Source organism: Legionella sp. JM-2024 (assembly GCF_055389095.1).
This window is the reverse complement of sequence record NZ_AP039388.1, coordinates 237,733-255,539: the sequence shown is the minus strand read 5'-3', so window position 1 is coordinate 255,539 and position 17,807 is coordinate 237,733. Positions and strand designations below refer to the sequence as shown.

Genomic DNA, 17,807 nt, shown 5'->3' with positions numbered 1-17,807 from the left:
TTGATACCCTTTATATTTTATTTAAGTGTAGCATGGATTGCTGTTAATTATTTGACAATATGAACAAGATTACCTCCATAATCCTTTTTTATTTAGTTCTCGCAGCGAGTTTCATTGTTTACGTTGTCTTTAATCATAGTAAAGTCAACCTGGAAGATGGAGTTTACATCAATCAACCTCAACCCATCGCTCATTTTGAACTTATTGATAATCATGGAAATTTATTTACGGAAAACAACTTAAAAGGTCATTGGTCTTTACTATTTTTTGGCTTTAGCTCTTGCACAATGATTTGCCCTCTTACTATGCAAACGCTTAATCAAACTTATGAGCGTTTAGCTAAAACCAAAAAACCACAAGTTATTTTCATTTCAGTTGATCCTGGGCATGATTCCTTGCAGAAACTAAATCAATTTATTCATCAGTTTAATCCTGACTTTATAGCGCTTAGGGGTGACATGTCAGCAATAAATACCTTACAAAAACAGCTGCATGTTACCGTTTCTACCACACCGATGAGTCATGGGACAGAAATTTTGCTAATTAATCCAGAAGCAAAGATACAAGCTTATTTTTATTATCCTGTTAGTGCGAAGACATTGATATTGGATTTGAATCGCTTAATTAACTAGTCGAAGCAATTCCATATCGCATTGTAAAGATGTGTGTTATCCCCATTTAATAATAACTTAAGATTCTGACTGTATAATTTAACGACAATATATTAGTTGAGATTTTAATGGCAGCGTCTTCTAAAAATTTTTGGTCAAGATTTTTTGCACTTCCCGAAAACAATCAGTCCTATTTACCCTATATTTTAAGCTTTAAATTTATTTGGGCTCCAATTGTTTTTATTGTACTAACTATTAAAAACTGGCTCTTTGGTTTTTTTGGAACCTCTGACAAAAGAAATACGCATACAGTTAGTCCTGAAGAGCCTACCATTACAATAACAGGCACCCCTTTGTACAAAGACAGCAACATGACTCCATCTTTGTCATCACCAAAAGAAATAGTAGAACCTGTCCAAATGCTTGAACAGTTTGAAGCAAATCCTTTTTCTAATGATCAAATAGGCAATACTCCCTTAACCAGCTTTCTGGCTGCAAGAGTTTTTAATTCATTGAATAATTATAAAGAATTATATCAACAAGAGATCAAAGCTGTTTTAACTCGGCTATGTGAGTTGGCCAAAACGTCAAAAACAGCTCAAAAATTATTAACCACTCCGAATGATCCCAATATAGAAGTAAATACCAACCTTATTAAGAGTGGTATGCCAGTGAATACACCCTTGATGTTATTGGTGAAAGCAGGAGACATCGAAGCAGTTAAATTGGTGCTTCCGTTTTATTCTGCAGAAGAACTGATGAGAACGACTCCCCGAGGGAATAGTGTATTTCACATTGCATCCATTACAGGACAAGAAGAGGTTCTTGTCGCGTTAAAAAACAGGGCTCAGGAATTCAATATTTGGAATGCGTATAGAGAGCATAGAAATAATGCTGGATATACTGCCTATCAAATGTTAACTGAGCTGTATTCTACGAAAAACTTTTTTCAAAACCTCCTGGATTTTTCAGATTCATTTTTAGGCGGAGAAGAAATCAATAAAGTCGCAGTTTCAGACCACGGACAAAAACCGGTGCATGTAGCTCGCAGAGGTGCTGTTGCCTTCTATAAAACTTTAAATAATGAGGAGAACCAACCTCACGATTTAGAAAGAGGACTGGATTTGAAACTCAAAAATTTCTAATCGAAGACCACAATATAAACTTTTTTAATTCGTGAGTTGTTGGGTCCGGAGCCATAGCCGTCAAGATAAAACTGTGTTTACTCTTATATATCGCCGCTCGGGCTGAGGAAGCGCTTGAGCGCTGTCTCGAAGCATTGCTGGTCTTGACGCAAAGGCTTCGAGGCTGAGTAAACGTCTCCTCAGCCCGAACGAACAGGGGTAAGGTGATAATCGAAAAAAGTTCAAAGATCAACCTGTTTATTTTTATATATGGTTCATATGTGTTAAATTATGAGTCGATCTTTTGAATTAAATAATAAAAATAATATTTTTTATTCCAGTACTTGCACCGGCGAGCAAACTGTCCAAGCTCTTGTAATGCTGGATTTTTAAAGCGAATCCTCCACCAGGGAAGAAACATCAGACCCATTGAACTGGCTACATTAGCCAGCTCTGAAGTAAGTGTAACCTTATCAGGTCCTAAAAAGTATTGCGCTAATTGATAAAATCTTTTTTCATTGACAATTAAACGCTGATAAATTGATGCCTGAACCATTTTGGTAATATTATGCTTTTCTACAATGCGTAAATTTTTTCTTGTCTTTACGAAGGCTTCTAATCGTTCTGCTTGCTGCTTCACCTCAATATTAATATCGGCATAACAAAAAAATCCGTTCGTAGCTAAAACCCTCTCTACTTCAGTAAAAAAATACTCTATTTGCGGATAAAGATGTGAGCTTTCAAGGTTGGTTACAATATCAAAACTTTCATTTGCCATAGCCATATTTTCTGCATCTGCTTGCATGTAATTAATTTTATCTTCTATGTAGAAACTATTATTGGAATTCGTTATCAACTTACTTACTAAATCAATGCCTAAAGCGTATCTTGTTTTTAATAATTCAGAACTTATTTTTAAACCCACGCCATTACCACAGCCCACATCAAGTAATCTTTTATTAAAAAAATGGATTTTAATTAATGGTCTTATCAAATAAAAAAGTAGTGATTGCCCATACACATGAGGAAAAGGACCTAATTCAGAAAAATCAAAGTTTAATGCCAATAATTCCCGATATATTTTTTTATTACATAATCCCCAGTTCAAAAAAACTCCGGGATAAAGCATGTTAGCCCAGCTATGGTAACTCTCTTGAATATTAGATTTAATGAGTTTTGCATCTGATGCATTTAAACAGACATGATGTATTGAATTACCTATTTGCTCATTAGCTTCACTAAAGCTTGGAGTGTCTTTATTCATTTTTTAATTTTTAAAATTAATAATTTAAGTATAGGCAAATTTATAATTATGATCGTTTTGTTTTTTCAATCAAAAATCAGACAAAATAGGGTTGAATTTTGTATTTCAACCATTCACAATCTTTGCACGCTAAATTCAAGTCCCAGCCTTATATATAGGATATATTACTAAACCTGTATGTTTCCTATGTTTTATTTATATTATTCATAGAGTTGGTTCTCAAACCAGATAAGATATACTGTGAGCCGCATCGAATTAGAGTAACTCTCAACAGTTTTCTAATCTGATAATAATTTGAATGGAGTTCTGATTAATTAAAAAGGAGTTTGTGATGAAAATAAGTTATTCATTGGGCGCTTTGCTTTTATCGCCCCTTCTGGCTTTTGCCAGTTTTGACAATAGTGCAGAAGGTCTTATCTTTTCCCCATTACCGCAAAATAAAAATACAGTAGTCAGGCACTACAGTAATGAGCAGGAAATACCTGATCTTAATCAAATGACCCAAAGAACCATTGATTTCCCAACTCAAATCGTTCGAGTTAGCGGTAATGTTGCAGGTTTGGAACTCAGCTGCGAAGAGGTGGAAAATGAAATAGATCAGGTTTTTTCAAAAAAAATCTCTCCTAATCTGTTTACCTACAACACTTATGTCAGCTGCGGCTATGATGAAAATAACCCGGACTACGCAGTAAATTTTTCTATTCAAAGTTATTTTGATCCATTAACGGACAAAGCGGTTGATTATTTAAAATCCTATCTGAAAGAATACAATGGGTACAATTTATTCAATACTGCAACATTACAAATTGAAAATGCCAAAGGTATTATTATATCCATGAATCTTAATGCAGGTTTTAAAAACAACCCCGATAAAACGCCATTCACACTTTATCGTCAAGATCGAAACAATTTTTATTTTAAAAGTAATTTCGAAATGAGAAAGGAATTAATTGCTGATATTTACCAACGATTTTATTCTAATAATCCCGATATGATTCTACCCTTTTTGGACAAATGGATTTTCTCCTATGCAGGAGCAGTTTATTATTCTATTCTAAAAGCATCCAATTATCTTGAATTGCAGCCTGAAAGAATATTTATAATGGAAAATGAAGGGGATATCTTCGTATCCGATTTAAGATATTATTTCGCTAATCTTTGTATGAAGAGAAATTCTAATCAACATTGCTTGTAAATAATTAAATCAGAGAGCCACGTGTTCGTCTCTAAACGCTCCACGATGGCTCATATGATTTTCAGGTGTTTTTTAGAAATATCGGCGCAGGAGTGTTTATGTCGTTTTTTGAAATCATAGCTGTTCTAATCACACTCTCAGCATTATTTAGCTACATCAATTTTAAACTGTTCAAACTTCCCCCAACGATCGGATTGATGGCTATTGCCCTGGTGCTATCCCTATGTCTGAATATCGCTGGCACTATCTGGCCCGAAATAATTTCTGGTGCCAAGAGCTTTCTGGAACGAGTAGATTTTAATAAGGCCTTGCTTCATGGGATGCTAGCCTACCTCCTCTTTGCTGGTGCACTTCATGTCAATATTAGTCAACTCTCTGAGCAGAAAATCATTGTTACACTTCTAGCCATTTTCGGCACGCTAGTCTCTACCATCATTGTAGGCCTATTGATATATTGGTTGCTCCATGCCATCAGCATTCAACTTTCCTTTATCTATTGTCTGCTCTTTGGTGCACTTATTTCTCCAACCGATCCGATTGCGGTGATGGGTATTTTAAAAGTTCTGAACACGCCTAAGAATTTGGAAATTAAAATTGCCGGGGAATCGCTTTTTAATGATGGGGTAGGCGTTGTCCTTTTTCTGGGCCTGCTTGAAATTGCCTCAGGTACCCATGAAATCAGCAGTTCACATTTGCTGATGCTGTTTGTTACAGAGGCTATAGGAGGTGTGGTGTTCGGATTAGTAACCGGCTATATCACCTATTACATGTTAAAATCCATCGACAATTATCAGGTTGAAATTCTTATCTCGCTTGCACTTGTGACGGGAGGATATGCGTTGGGCGAACGAATTCATATCTCAGCACCCATCGCAATGGTGGTAGCTGGGCTGTTGATTGGCAATCATGGTCGAAGATTTGCAATGTCAAATAAAACACGCGAACATCTGGATACCTTCTGGGAGTTGCTGGATGAAATATTAAACGCTGTACTCTTTGTTTTAATCGGCCTGGAAGTGCTGGTTTTAACTATCAATAAACATTATCTAATGGCTGGATTAATTGCGATTCCAGTGGTGATACTGGCACGTTGGATCTCCGTAGCAGTTCCGCTGACCTTGATGCATTATCAACAGAAGTTCGCACCGCACAGCATCAAGATTCTGACCTGGGGAGGCTTGCGCGGGGGGATCTCCGTAGCACTGGCTCTTTCGTTGAGCGATATAGTTGGGAAAACAGATGAGTTTGCCTTTGAAGCCATCTTGATGATGACATACATGGTGGTCATTTTTTCCATCCTGGTTCAGGGTCTAACCATTGGCCCCTTGGTGAAGAAACTGTATGCGAAGATTTGAGTATGAATCAATATTATTGAACCTGGAAGTCTAGCAAGAATCGTCATTACATTTGGATAATTTTAAAAGTATGAATCTTTTTATATAACGCCTAATACCAGTAGGAAATTAATGAATCCTATGATAAATATTTATAGCCATGAAATGCAGCAACAACTCAAAGAAAGCCTGGAATTATTGAAAATGATTTTAGGACCTGATCTTTTAGGGGTTTATCTTTATGGTTCGTCTCTTGTAGGCGGACTGCAAAAATACAGCGACATTGACTTATTCGTTGTCGCCAATCGTGTAACAACCCCAGAGGAAAAAACCAGATTAATTGCTAATCTTCTCCAAATCTCGGGCATTTACATGAAAAGTTCAAAAAGGCCCATTGAAATGACCATTGTTGAGAAAGCAGCGATTAATCCTTGGCAATATCCTCCTCACTTTGATTTTCAATATGGTGATTGGTTACGCGAATCTTTTGAGAAAGGCATTATTGAACCATGGCTGACTCATGAAATGCCTGATCTCGCGCTAATTATTACTCAAGTTTTATTAAAGAGCCAAACATTACTTGGATTAAAGCCCGAGCGGCTATTGGCGCATGTGCCATATCATGATTTTATAAAAGCCATGATTCATGATTTAAATACACTTGCCATGGATCTTGAGCATGATACTCGAAATGTCCTACTTACTTACGCTCGAATCTGGAGTACTTTGGAAACAAATGCAATAAGATCCAAAACTGCAGCGGCAGATTGGGTACTGAATCATTTACCTAAAGTTTATCGACCTGTGATGAAGCGGGCCAAATCGATTTATATCGGTATAGAAAATGAATATTGGGAGGATATAAAAGTACTTGTACAGTCTTGCGCGGACTTTATGATAGATAAAATCAATGAACAAGTTTCATTGATTAATTCTGATAATCCCAATAAGTTAATTAAACTGGCTGAGGAACCAGTTATAGTTCCTTAACAAGTATCCTGGGCCCCTTCATTTTTGTTGATCACTTTGATGTTATCCCTATTTATTATGGATACATTGCCTTATTTTTTGGCCTTGGCTGGTTTTGTGGTCACAAATCGAATATTATTCCATGTCCAGCCCATTATTAAATTGCGTTTTAGTCTAATCTGCCATTTTTCGACAACCCTGGTTCTTTTAGGGAGCGCTCTCATGGGAGTTTATAATTTAACCCTCACAATAATTGCTTTTTTTATATACATCTATGCTGCCGGTTTAGTTTTTCCTCTAATAGTAGGTGAAGGACTGTCTTTATTTCCAACATTAGCGGGTTCGAGTAATGCCTGTTTATTTGCATCAACCTGGATAGCTTTTGCCATATATACAGGTATTGCTACACTAATACCTGTGAATACCTTGATTATCTTGTCTCTGGTATTTTTAGGGATAAACTTAGCGAGTATCCTGTTTTACCAAGGTATAAAACAGAACTTTTTTTAAACACTTTATAATGGCTTATGTAAAAAGCATTATTTGAGTTAATGATCTCACTCAAAAAATTGAATGCAATGGGATACTAAGCCAGTTTCGGTCAATAGCCAACCTGATAAGTGGTTCATTATATTAAATCCATTTTTACCACTTAAATGAATAACGACTTTCTTTTGAACTCCAGCCATCGGTAATATGTACACCAAGTTGTTGCTCTGAAAAAAGATCAAATTCAATGAATGAGCCCCAGTAAGGGTTATAGAAATTAAAAATTCGTGTTATTTGTCCCATATTCAGCGTGCAAAAAAGTTCTCGAGGTTCGGGAGCGCCAAGCCCATCACCATAGGCTAAATCCAATTGTGAAGAGCCTTGAGAATTTCCTTTAGAAGTTACTTCACTTAGCCAATTGCACTTAATTTTAGCAAACTGCGAATAGTGATTTTTTAGTATTAAGCAGCTTCTATGAGTGATGGTACAAGGTTTTGCAAAGCTTACGCCAGCTATCAAACCCAAACCAATAAAAAAACAAAATTTCAACATTATTCTAATAATTCAATGAGATTGGATTGTTTTTATCATGGTTGTTCCGTTGTCGTCAATGATACGGTAAAAACCATTTGAAATAGCAACTCAGTGGGAGGGATAGTACATTAAAACTGGCAGGACATTGTTTTGAATTTCCTAAGAGGAGATACGGCATTACCTCACAACAATGGATTGCTCCATACAACAGATGATGAGAATATATGGTAAATCAAGACAAATTTAAGATAAGATGATGCTTCGGCACTTTATTCTCATTTTTGATCGCTAAATCAAAGGATTAGTTTAAATCAAGCTGATTAAAATGCCCTCTTAATTAGTCTAAAGCCAATTGTTTGAAACACTCTGGGTTCTCGCAACGACAGCTACTAAAAATGGCAGTGGACAGCGGTAAAATTTAGCTCCCAGCGTTTGATAGATTACTTATCATTAACCTATTAAGAATCTCAATGCCTAGTACATATGAAGTCTTAATCAATGAGTTCACACCTTACTTACAACTGTTATCTATTCTGATCGCAGCCCTATTGGCTATGACGGGTAGCCAATTGTTTTTAGCCAAGTATGTTCCAAAATCAATATTCTATTGGAGAAACATTCCTTGCCTTTCCCTATGGGTATACACAATAGGGCATAGTCGCTTCGTGAAATATCCCATTACTTTAGCCATCCTATTTTCTGTAATGCATTTATATCCCAGGGATTATTGGTTCATTTTTCGCAAAGCGTTGTTCTTGTGTCGTTTAAAAAAACTTTTTGGCAAATTGGACGATATCGTTGATAGTGCGTCACCTGAAGTGATTATCGCATTGGGAGACGCTTCTTTAGGAGTTAACTTAAGTCCTTTTTTAAAAAAATTACTGGATCAAGATGATTTATCAGTACTCAATAAATTTATTGAGCAAAATTTAATTACAAAAAAAGATTTATATGCTTTTTGCAATTTATTTGCCAATAAATTGGCATTACAAGCAAGGTTCACTTTGCAATACAATTCAAACCAAAATGCGAGGTTACGAGAAAATATTGCGAAAAATAATATTGAGATATCCGGCGCCTACTTGGCTTTGTTGACGCATTTTATAAAAAAAGACCCTAGAGTTACCGATTCTATCGAGCGGAACAGGGGATTAACTTATTCTGCATTAGAGCACATATATCCTAAAGCTACTCAAGGTGGTGAGCTAATTCAGACGGCTCATGACATCATAGATTTTCGCTATGATTTAATCCAACAACCAAAGATTGGTAAAATTTGCCCTAACGTATTTTTAGCAATGCTTGCTCAAAAGCCCGATTCTGATACTGTATTCCCACTCATTTTAAATTTACCGTCTCGACCTGTTGGTATTTTTGAATTACCGAATGACGTCAGAACTCAATTATATGTCCTGGTGCGTGATTTCAAAATCAAATCACTTAAAATCAATATAATTTCTGGCGTACTTTACACCCTGCTCTGGGAATATATTAAAAGAGTTGGTTTTGCCAGTGATAAGCTAAAATATCAAAAAAAATCAGCTATCGTCGCTTAGGTATTACACTTAGAAACAATATCTTACTACGGTCTTGATAAGATCAATGGGGGTCAGTCTCGATTGCTTCAATTTGCTTTCAAGAGTTCGTTATTAGTTCTTTATATTGTGCTTCATTAAAACCCAATGCGATTGTTTTGCCATCTTGTACCAAAACAGGTCTCTTAATGAGTGATGTATTTGCGATAATAAAATCTATTTTTTCCGACAAACTCAATGCTTCATAATGGTCTTTATATTTTCGGTAAGTCATTCCTTTTTTGTTGATGGGAAGTTCACCTGAGTAATCACTCCATGCTGTTATTTGTGCTTTTGTTGGTGGAATTTTTTTGAAATCAATAAACTCATAATCAATTTTATTTTTCTCCAGGAAGGTACGAGCTTTTTTTACAGTATCACAATTGGGGATTGCAAACATCGAGATCATTTTTGTCCAAAAGATTCAGTTACTCCACATAACAACATCTTATAATGTTGCATTAATTTCTTCCAGGAAAATATCACGGCCAGCAAACCATGATGTATAGATCATGGTCTGGATTAATTAATGACGCTTAACTGAGTTGTGTTTTTTTTGCTTGACCACATTATTTAATGTTTTTATACCCCCTTAATAATGATTTAAGATTCGTGTGGTATAAATAAAGACCTAAAAGATAATTTTTTGATCTTATTATAAGTATTAGAACTTTCATTTTAAATAAGAAACGTATTAATTTCATCGGATAAATTTATGCCTAAAACTCATAACGTTACAACCCCATCTAATAATGGAACTATAGAAATTCGAACCTGGGGGACTAAAAATAAAAAATTATCAAACTTCAAAGAAAATCTGAAAACAGGATTATTCGGAGGTAATATTGGTCATGCTTCTGTCGCTTTAAAAATTCCTTATAATGAAGAAAACCTGGCTTTAGTAAAAAAATATTGCGACACAAATGGAATACCCTATTATATCAATAGCAATATAACTCCATCATTACACTATGAAGAAGAAACAGATCAGTTTATCAGGTCCGAAGAGATTGCTTATCAAGCAAAACAGATTGTTGTTTATTTTAGTTGGTTTCCTGGAAGCAATAATTCGTTTAGCCTAAATACCCCTAGTGAAGACTATGAAGCAGAGTGGAAAAGCAGAAAATTTAAATGGACACTTGATGATCAAGAATTTTTTCAACCTAAAGAAAAAAAAATTAAAGGTAAAATTCCTATTTCTCATACCATAATGCTTGGCCCTAAAAAGATGGACTTAACCTCTGTTTACACCACTGAAGATTTTGAATTAATAAATCAGCTTGAACAATTAAATTCAAAGTTAAAACAACTGTTAAGCGATTATTTTTTTGAAAACAAACTATTATGGATTGATAATACTACAAAATTTTCTGAAAACTTTATTGAGTTCCTTAAAAAAGAGCACAAAAATGATTTCAAACAACTAAAAAAATTTTTAAAAGAAAATCATTCATCAAAATGGGACAAGTTATTATACAATGCATTAAATGGAAACATTCCCGAGCATTTTGATGTTCTTTCTCTTTTTTCCAAACTGAACCTAAAAATAGAAAGAAACATTTTAAGAATTAAAAAGAATTATACAGAAAAAGGTATCAGGACAACTTCTGACAAATTGCAGGCCTTAGAGCAATTAATTAAGGCATTAGAGAGCCAACGAATTAAGTTTCTCAATGAAAAAACTTCTTTATTATCTGATAAAGAAATAAACGATATAAATTTTTTAGAAGCTTTTATAAGAGACTGCCGAGTTCTTCTTAATAAAAATGCGGATATTATGCCGCTTTATAATTTATATAAAAAAAATATTCCCCATTTTAAACAACTTGAAAATCAACATATTATTGGCATTTTGCAAAAAAAGTTGCTGCCTTTGTTAAAAGAGCATAAGAATAGCTCAGTAGATGACAATTTCTTAACAGGGGTTAACAAGTCATTTAAAAAAATTCAAGCATATATAGACGATAAATGTAATAGTCTTCCGGTTTTTTTTGAAGATGATAATGGACTCGCAATTAAAAAAATGCTTGATGAGCAGCTTCCTGAATGGGAATCACTAATAAATATCCCGCATATCCCTTTATCCAATGAGTTATCAAATTTAAGAAGATTAATTCAGAAAAAGATTGATGAAGAAATTATTAATAATCTTGACAAGCAACCTATAGTTGGAGCCCATCCGGATCAAACGGTCACATTACCAATTCATATTAACAATGAGAAGAATTCCTCAAGTTTGTATGGTCTGGATTTAGAGCGCATGCTAAAAGAAATGGAATATTTAGTTCAAAATAAACGTTACAAAACATATGGGATTAATTGTGCTGAAACAGTTCGCCGAATTGTAAACTCTGGATTAAGCCATTTAAATACAAAGCTCCATAAAAATAATATATTAGCAATTTCGACACCACAAACTTTGATGCATGAAGCTATTAGTATTGGCACGCATATTGTTCAATTAAATTATCAAAAAATAAGGGAAACTATTCGAAGAAATAAGCCATTTGATTTTTTTAATTTATTAATTAGAAAAAAAGACCATTTATTTGGTCACTTATGTTCGCAAGGAGAACTTCCCTCCGTTGAATTTGATCGGCTGTTAGTCTCGCAGGGAAAAAATATACCCTATGGGCATAAGGATTTCGCAAATTATTATAAACAAATGGAACAAACTTTAATTTTTAATTATGTCAATATTTTTGAAAAATTATATAAAAAAGAAATGGCAAGTTTGCCTAAAAAGGAAATTAAAAAACTAGGGAAATTTTTTCGAGAAAAAACATCTGATTGTTTTGACAACATCACAGAATTAGATGCTTTCACTCAATCCTTTGTATTTTACGATATTTTAGTCCATAAGCGTAACAAAACCAAGATAAATGCATTTCGGCGTTGGCTGGATATTGCACAAGCATTATTAGAACAAGAATCCTACGCTCCTTTTTTTGCAATTATAAATGCTCTGAATTCTCCCGAAATTAGTCATTGTAACTTAGTGAGCTATTTACCCAATTCATATCAAAACCGGTTTAATCAATTTGTTGAATTATGCTCTCCAGAACATGGCTACAAAAATGCTCGAAAAAATTTGGATTTATTTAGTGAAACTTCTTTAACCCCATTTCAGTGGTTTTCTAAAGAAACAATGAAAGCTTATGGACACAATTCATTGCAAGAAAATGACAGCAAAGGATACTCACCTTTTGCTAAAATTTTATCCAATAAAGTGAACTGCTTACGAAACTTCAACGATCATTTAGATAAATATCAAATGCTAGTAGTCAAAAAGATTCAGAATCTTCAAAAGACAAAAGAAAATAATCTTCCCAAATACTTTAGAGCGCGCTCAAAAGAATCAAAGCAAAACTTGGAAGAACAATCAAATACTACCTATTATCGCGATATGTTTTTTTCTAAAAAAACATTTGGTCAATCTAGAAATAAAAAACTGGAAGGTCTATTTAACGGAATTTTGAAAACAACTTAACTGTATACGACTTAGACTTGATTTGATAGTCGCCGGTTTTCAGAAGTGTCTATCAGGTCAAGTTTGTTCTAATAGCTTTTTCTGGCTTTATCGTAAGAATAATTTCAGCTGAGAAACAGAAAAATTCTGGACAAGTTTTTAGTCTGAGGCTCAATGGGGTCAGACGCAATCGAGCTTTGTCTGTGCTCTGGAATTGTCCTGCACAAAAAATTAATAACTCTATTGTTAACTATTAATGTTTTCTTAATAAAAAGAAAGCATTATATTCATCTTGAAGTCAGATTTACTCATCAAAAACACATTGAGAAATTAAAAGCCACAATAAGGAGATAAAAAATGACAAAAAGTAACCGTTTAAAGAATCGTGGTACCAAATCATTAAATGATCTTTGTAAAGATGAGCTTACTGTAATTGGCTCATACCTTAGTACCTGGAATGATTTATGGAGTTTGAGATTTACTTCCACTGAACTGAAAGGGCGGCTAATCCATCAACAAAATGATAAGTTGTGGGAATTCTTTTTCAAGGAATATTTCCCATATATTCCCCTGCCAACAAAGGATTTTTATAAGAATTTTATAGAAACCTATAAAATTTGGTATCAAACTCTGTGCCGTGTGAAACAGGATCCCTTTTTTCTTATGTATCTGGGCAAATTCAAAGAGGACCCTGCACAAGTATTTAAGAACGATAAAGAAATCGTTATCGCAGCGATTGAGAAACAGCCATTATTGTATAAAAATTTTTCCGGGCGATATAAAGAAGATGAAGAAGTTATTCTGTGTGCTCTTAAACAGAATCGATTCATAATACATGATGTACCAAGAACGATGAGACAAGGATTTAAGGAAATAGCTGATATTAAAGAGGATAAAGCAAGATCTGATGCCTGTGACAAGCTAATTGATAAACTGTCATCACAACGTGTTTCTAAAATCAAAAGCTTGAACTTGTTTAAAAGCCACTTAAAACTTCAACCACGCGATATAACGAAAAGAGGTGGTGAGACAGCTAACAACCATAATCTTCAAAACTCAACTGTGTCTATAACAACTGCAGGTGTTCCCCCTCGCGTTAATCTAGGTATGTTTAAAAACATACAAACCCATGGCGACCACAACGATGAATCAATACATAGCAAATATCGAAAATAAAGTGACTCAATTTTGATAAGGTTTCTCTCGCGAAAAAATCGCAGAAATACCAGCCAAAGTCTTGATAGCAATAGGGTCAGATCTTGACCCTAAATACTCTCTAAATATTCCATCTGTCTTATTTCTAATCATAAATTGGTTTTGACCAGTCATCTTCATAACAAGTAGTGCTATTTTTATCTCTATTGATATAAGAAACATCAATACCCTTGGTATAAGGATGTTCATTAAATAAGTTATCGGATGAATTCAGGGCAAGATCTTTCAGCAAGCATATTTTTGATGTTACATGATTCGATTGCAAAAAATTCTCCATAAATTCCGGATAGAGCCCGAATAGTTCCGAAAGGCTTTGATGAAAAGGATTGGAACTGCCACTGAACTTATCATAAAATTCTAAATAAGCCATCGTATAATCGCGTAATGCTATTTTCTCTTCTTCCTCATCCACTTCTTGAGTGTATTTTTTTCTTAAAAGTGAAATTAACTGACAGTAGAGCGTATTAAACGCTATTATTGCTTCGTGATTATCAGGAGATATACTGACATAAAAAGGGTTAACTAATTCTTTATCGTGAACCGTTATTTTTTTTATGCTGCAAAAGGGTACAACTAAGGCGGTATGCTCTTTTTCCCGTTCCATTCGACCAGGAAAATTCAGCTGATTTTTACGGAAGGTTGCATGAACATCTACAATATAATCAGAAAATAACGCAGGGTCGATTGTAATAAAGCATCCATTCCCCCAATCCAATGCAATTTGAGGATCTTCTGACATACTCACCATATGAAAATCATTCGATAGGTTTGTTAATTTGTGCAATCTTATTTGCTCAATATCTACTACTTCAGGGAAGCTTTGACAAAAAACTCCAGTAAACAGAGTAGGTAAAAGAAAAATGACGCCTGAAAGATTATTATCACCTCGGTATAATGATTCGATTGCAGAGGAAGTTTTTGCAATATTTGTAAACTGTACACCTGAGGAAGATTTTGTATTTTTACTTGGGAAAAACGCTGGATATTTACTATACATAAGCTATTTGATGGCACGTAATGTTGCTCAATAATATATCATATTGGTCGTAAAATTAAAACAAACATTTGGATGTGTACCCTTTTGCCTTTACTCGTACTATCTCGATCAGCTATTCCTGATAAACTTGAAGTTCCTTTTGTCACATCCATTATTTGTTATTGAAACACAATTTGTCTATTATTTATTTAAACAGATTTGCATGATACCAAAATGAGTTATCCATTAGCTGAATTAAGAAATGATATGTTAGCCATTCTAAATTATGCAGAAAAACTCAGAAGCGCAAACAGAGATACTGAACAGTATACTTCTTTGCATACAGATTATATAGATAAGTTATCGTCAGCAGGCTTGGCAATAGTAAAATTGATGATAGCGTATAAAAAAAGCAAGGAGTCAAGCAAAGAAAATGACCAAAGAGTTATATCCTATAGTGATTTAGGTACTTTATTCACTGAACTGCTAAATGACCGATTAGAGATTGGCAAAACAAAACGTGTTCAGGTCATAATGCAAAATTTTTCTCACTTTAATAATTTAGAGATTCAAATAACAGGTACGCCAACTGGAAATCGTATGAACGTTGCTATTTTGGACGCAGCCGATAGTATCGTGTATCAAGCTGTCAAGGAAAGCTTATTTAATGCAAAAGAAAAATTTTCTTTTATCGATAAAATATTTTGGACTTCTGAGGCCATTCAATACGATGAGATAACCTGTTTTATGTTTGCGATCAAACTGTTATCTGCTTCAAGTAAAGAAAAGAATTTTCATCAGTTCTTATCAAAAATTGCAGCTCCTTCAGGAGAGGTCAGATGGTCAGATTTTCCAGCGCAATTCCTCAAGCTCTGCCAGTCAAAAAGCTTATTAGATAAGCTCTTATTAAAAGCTTATTATCAAGAGTATTCAAGCGCTTTTTGTGAATGTCAGGATTTGGATCCGATTGTTGAGAAATTTAAAAATTATGGTTTATCTGATGAGACAATCGAAAGCGCTTATGCCCTCTCGCTGGATCAAATCAATCACTATGCTAATCAGCCACCTATCCCAATTGATTTTTTCGATAATCCTTTGAATAGAAAAGGACAAAATTTGATGACTTATGTCTCCGAACATACTATGTTTAGGCCCGGCTCAGATAAACCCCTTAATCAAGCATCCTTGGATATGTTTGAACATTATGCTGCGATACTAAAAAGAGCCTTAAATGAACTGACCGATGAGGAACTAAACGATATCCTGGATGAAAAAAAACCTTTTCCAATGGAGAAAGCCGATACCCCTCCTGCAACCCCGCAGCTCTGATGAATTTTAAATTTTTGAGTTCAGTAATGAGAGATTATCAAAAACCACTAAAAACCATAAGTCTGGGCTATTCATATTAACTATCGATTAAATTTCCCGCCCTGGCCTGCGAATCATTAACCATTGGGATTCGACACAATTTATGTATAATGGTTGGTTTGGGATCACAGAATTTACCTAAATTCATCCCTTTGATGGCTGACCAATAACCGATATAATCCTTGTTACAAATTCAAATCAATAGTTAGGGGAGGATGCTAATGTTTCAATCCGCTTTAATAATTGCACTGATGACTTTTAGCATCATCACTCAAGCAGCCCTCCCTGCTGATCCAATCCAGCGCTGTTTAGATATTAGAAGGCTCGCGGACTTAACCTCAAGACAGAAAATGGCCGCCAAAGAGCCTGGTGTGTTGCGTTTTAAATTTCATAAAATTTCATCATCAGAGCTGCCGTTAAATAACCCCAAAGGCAATATGGATGAAGTGATCCAGGCATTAAATAATCAGATTGAAAACTGCAAAAATTACCATGGTGAATTTCAGACAGTGACTATAGCTGGTCAAAAATTCAAACGCCAGGAATGGTGCCTGAATACCAACAAAAAAATGCTCACTATTGCAAAAGCGGCCCAAGGTGATTATCCAAAATTTTTATCGAACATCAAAACCGAATTTGACTGGTATAAAAGCGATGGCTGGCCTGAAAATCATGCTGGATTTAAAAAGGGTGAGTTTCAATTTACTGCCTATTACGCACCAGCCCCTTTAGAGGCTCGCACCAAACAAGGAGGAGCATTTTTATATCCTATCTATAGTAACCCAGGGGTTGTAAGTGTTGCTTCGGAATGCAAAAAATTTAATTTGAAAGCGCCTCTTTGCGGAGTTGACCCGGTTAGCAAAATGGTGCGTGGATTTTGTCTGAAAAATGCCAATGGCGCCTACTCTATAGCACCAGATCGAGGAGAAATTAATCACGGGGCTTTAGATCCAAAATATATCATTGGCCATGTTAAAGACCCCAATGATCCTGCTTTTTTAATGCTTCAAGGATCTGGTTCATTAATTCTTGATGGTCAATTATTTCATCTCAATTACGATGGCGCCAATGGCAGGCCACGCACCATGCTTGGCCGCATAGTCCAATGCGCACAAGACCCAACCTGTGGTGGCAATCTGGACGCAATGGAGCGTTGCGCCAAAGATCCGAAATGTCATGATGAAGCAAAATTGCGCTGTAACGTGTCTAAAAAAATCAAACAAAGCGCTGCAACAGAAAAGCTGATTCGTAAATATCTAAATTCTCTCAATCCCGATAAAGCCGCCGATTTGCGCAATCGCGATCAAAGCTTTGTATTTTTTGCTAAAGAAGATGGTGGCCCTTATGGTTCAGAAAATATTTCTCTGACTCCACATACATCATGCGCAACAGATCACAGGGTAATTCCTGTTGGAATGAATTTTATCTACAATTGCAAAAAATCTACCTCATGGTGTGTAGCCCAAGACGCGGGTGGCGCCATTGTTGGAGCTCATGTTGACGTCTATAAGGGAGAAGGTGATCAAGCGGGTGTGGAAGCAAATGCACTAAATCATTCAGGCTCATTATTTGTGGCACTGCCCAAACGTAAATAGAACTCAGGCAAGCGCCTCTCAATTCACTCCTGACAAGCGGTATCCGTATATTGGAAAAGTGAAAGACATCCAATTCCAAATACGGTACTT

15 protein-coding genes are annotated in these 17,807 nt (G+C 35.1%); 11 read left to right on the top strand and 4 right to left on the bottom strand.

Annotation, left to right across the window (positions count from 1 at the left end):
- Nucleotides 1-59 precede the first annotated feature (59 nt).
- Nucleotides 60-632, top strand: a complete 573-nt coding sequence (locus ACZ5EK_RS01125) for an SCO family protein (RefSeq protein ID WP_464430963.1) — start codon at nt 60-62, stop codon at nt 630-632.
- A 107-nt stretch (nt 633-739) separates the two neighbouring features.
- Nucleotides 740-1,756: a hypothetical protein gene (locus ACZ5EK_RS01120; protein WP_464430962.1), complete on the top strand. Its 1,017-nt coding sequence runs from the start codon at nt 740-742 to the stop codon at nt 1,754-1,756.
- Between the two features lie 268 nt (nt 1,757-2,024).
- Here ACZ5EK_RS01120 and ACZ5EK_RS01115 read toward each other — a convergent pair whose 3' ends face one another.
- Nucleotides 2,025-2,999 (bottom strand): class I SAM-dependent methyltransferase, encoded by a 975-nt coding sequence (locus tag ACZ5EK_RS01115; protein ID WP_464430961.1) that lies wholly within the window; start codon nt 2,997-2,999, stop codon nt 2,025-2,027.
- 331 nt (nt 3,000-3,330) lie between these two features.
- Between ACZ5EK_RS01115 and ACZ5EK_RS01110 the strand changes: the two genes are divergently transcribed.
- The 4 genes from ACZ5EK_RS01110 to ACZ5EK_RS01095 all read left to right on the top strand — a co-directional run bounded on the left by ACZ5EK_RS01110 (nt 3,331) and on the right by ACZ5EK_RS01095 (nt 7,007).
- The gene (locus ACZ5EK_RS01110) at nt 3,331-4,194 is read left to right on the top strand and encodes an Lpg0189 family type II secretion system effector (RefSeq protein ID WP_464430960.1); all 864 of its coding nucleotides are present in this window, start codon (nt 3,331-3,333) and stop codon (nt 4,192-4,194) included.
- A gap of 98 nt (nt 4,195-4,292) precedes the next feature.
- Nucleotides 4,293-5,549: a cation:proton antiporter gene (locus tag ACZ5EK_RS01105; protein WP_464430959.1), complete on the top strand. Its 1,257-nt coding sequence runs from the start codon at nt 4,293-4,295 to the stop codon at nt 5,547-5,549.
- A gap of 111 nt (nt 5,550-5,660) precedes the next feature.
- A complete protein-coding gene (locus ACZ5EK_RS01100) occupies nt 5,661-6,518 on the top strand; it encodes an aminoglycoside adenylyltransferase family protein (protein WP_464430958.1) in 858 nt (285 codons plus the stop codon).
- Nucleotides 6,519-6,719: 201 nt separating this feature from the next.
- Complete coding sequence (locus ACZ5EK_RS01095) at nt 6,720-7,007, top strand: hypothetical protein (protein WP_464430957.1); 288 nt, start codon at nt 6,720-6,722, stop codon at nt 7,005-7,007.
- A gap of 135 nt (nt 7,008-7,142) precedes the next feature.
- On the opposite strand, the gene ACZ5EK_RS01090 is transcribed toward ACZ5EK_RS01095, so the two are convergent.
- Complete coding sequence (locus ACZ5EK_RS01090) at nt 7,143-7,538, bottom strand: hypothetical protein (protein ID WP_464430956.1); 396 nt, start codon at nt 7,536-7,538, stop codon at nt 7,143-7,145.
- A gap of 452 nt (nt 7,539-7,990) precedes the next feature.
- On the opposite strand from ACZ5EK_RS01090, the gene ACZ5EK_RS01085 reads away from it, so the two are divergent.
- The gene (locus ACZ5EK_RS01085; RefSeq protein ID WP_464430955.1) at nt 7,991-9,076 is read left to right on the top strand and encodes a hypothetical protein; all 1,086 of its coding nucleotides are present in this window, start codon (nt 7,991-7,993) and stop codon (nt 9,074-9,076) included.
- Nucleotides 9,077-9,155: 79 nt separating this feature from the next.
- Here ACZ5EK_RS01085 and ACZ5EK_RS01080 read toward each other — a convergent pair whose 3' ends face one another.
- Nucleotides 9,156-9,503, bottom strand: a complete 348-nt coding sequence (locus ACZ5EK_RS01080) for an arsenate reductase family protein (protein WP_464430954.1) — start codon at nt 9,501-9,503, stop codon at nt 9,156-9,158.
- A 306-nt stretch (nt 9,504-9,809) separates the two neighbouring features.
- Between ACZ5EK_RS01080 and ACZ5EK_RS01075 the strand changes: the two genes are divergently transcribed.
- Together ACZ5EK_RS01075 and ACZ5EK_RS01070 are read left to right on the top strand one after the other, a co-directional pair.
- Nucleotides 9,810-12,584 carry a RasGEF domain-containing protein gene (locus tag ACZ5EK_RS01075; RefSeq protein ID WP_464430953.1) on the top strand — a complete coding sequence of 925 codons (2,775 nt, stop codon included), beginning with the start codon at nt 9,810-9,812 and terminating at the stop codon, nt 12,582-12,584.
- A 336-nt stretch (nt 12,585-12,920) separates the two neighbouring features.
- Nucleotides 12,921-13,739 carry a DUF4116 domain-containing protein gene (locus ACZ5EK_RS01070; RefSeq protein ID WP_464430952.1) on the top strand — a complete coding sequence of 273 codons (819 nt, stop codon included), beginning with the start codon at nt 12,921-12,923 and terminating at the stop codon, nt 13,737-13,739.
- A gap of 124 nt (nt 13,740-13,863) precedes the next feature.
- Here ACZ5EK_RS01070 and lart1 read toward each other — a convergent pair whose 3' ends face one another.
- On the bottom strand, nt 13,864-14,775 hold the full coding sequence (gene lart1 / locus ACZ5EK_RS01065) for an NAD(+)--arginine ADP-ribosyltransferase Lart1 (RefSeq protein ID WP_464430951.1): 912 nt from the start codon (nt 14,773-14,775) through the stop codon (nt 13,864-13,866).
- Between the two features lie 213 nt (nt 14,776-14,988).
- On the opposite strand from lart1, the gene ACZ5EK_RS01060 reads away from it, so the two are divergent.
- The gene (locus ACZ5EK_RS01060; RefSeq protein WP_464430950.1) at nt 14,989-16,083 is read left to right on the top strand and encodes a hypothetical protein; all 1,095 of its coding nucleotides are present in this window, start codon (nt 14,989-14,991) and stop codon (nt 16,081-16,083) included.
- A gap of 260 nt (nt 16,084-16,343) precedes the next feature.
- Complete coding sequence (locus ACZ5EK_RS01055) at nt 16,344-17,717, top strand: MltA domain-containing protein (RefSeq protein ID WP_464430949.1); 1,374 nt, start codon at nt 16,344-16,346, stop codon at nt 17,715-17,717.
- The last annotated feature ends 90 nt before the right edge of the window (nt 17,718-17,807 follow it).

Excerpts from the sequence above, each read along its gene's own strand:
- ACZ5EK_RS01125 (WP_464430963.1), top strand. The coding sequence starts at position 60 with ATGAACAAGATTACCTCCATAATCCTTTTTTATTTAGTTCTCGCAGCG.
- ACZ5EK_RS01120 (WP_464430962.1), top strand. The coding sequence starts at position 740 with ATGGCAGCGTCTTCTAAAAATTTTTGGTCAAGATTTTTTGCACTTCCC.
- ACZ5EK_RS01115 (WP_464430961.1), bottom strand. The coding sequence starts at position 2,999 with ATGAATAAAGACACTCCAAGCTTTAGTGAAGCTAATGAGCAAATAGGT.
- ACZ5EK_RS01110 (WP_464430960.1), top strand. The coding sequence starts at position 3,331 with ATGAAAATAAGTTATTCATTGGGCGCTTTGCTTTTATCGCCCCTTCTG.
- ACZ5EK_RS01105 (WP_464430959.1), top strand. The coding sequence starts at position 4,293 with ATGTCGTTTTTTGAAATCATAGCTGTTCTAATCACACTCTCAGCATTA.
- ACZ5EK_RS01100 (WP_464430958.1), top strand. The coding sequence starts at position 5,661 with ATGAATCCTATGATAAATATTTATAGCCATGAAATGCAGCAACAACTC.
- ACZ5EK_RS01095 (WP_464430957.1), top strand. The coding sequence starts at position 6,720 with ATGGGAGTTTATAATTTAACCCTCACAATAATTGCTTTTTTTATATAC.
- ACZ5EK_RS01090 (WP_464430956.1), bottom strand. The coding sequence starts at position 7,538 with ATGTTGAAATTTTGTTTTTTTATTGGTTTGGGTTTGATAGCTGGCGTA.
- ACZ5EK_RS01085 (WP_464430955.1), top strand. The coding sequence starts at position 7,991 with ATGCCTAGTACATATGAAGTCTTAATCAATGAGTTCACACCTTACTTA.
- ACZ5EK_RS01080 (WP_464430954.1), bottom strand. The coding sequence starts at position 9,503 with ATGATCTCGATGTTTGCAATCCCCAATTGTGATACTGTAAAAAAAGCT.
- ACZ5EK_RS01075 (WP_464430953.1), top strand. The coding sequence starts at position 9,810 with ATGCCTAAAACTCATAACGTTACAACCCCATCTAATAATGGAACTATA.
- ACZ5EK_RS01070 (WP_464430952.1), top strand. The coding sequence starts at position 12,921 with ATGACAAAAAGTAACCGTTTAAAGAATCGTGGTACCAAATCATTAAAT.
- lart1 (WP_464430951.1), bottom strand. The coding sequence starts at position 14,775 with ATGTATAGTAAATATCCAGCGTTTTTCCCAAGTAAAAATACAAAATCT.
- ACZ5EK_RS01060 (WP_464430950.1), top strand. The coding sequence starts at position 14,989 with ATGAGTTATCCATTAGCTGAATTAAGAAATGATATGTTAGCCATTCTA.
- ACZ5EK_RS01055 (WP_464430949.1), top strand. The coding sequence starts at position 16,344 with ATGTTTCAATCCGCTTTAATAATTGCACTGATGACTTTTAGCATCATC.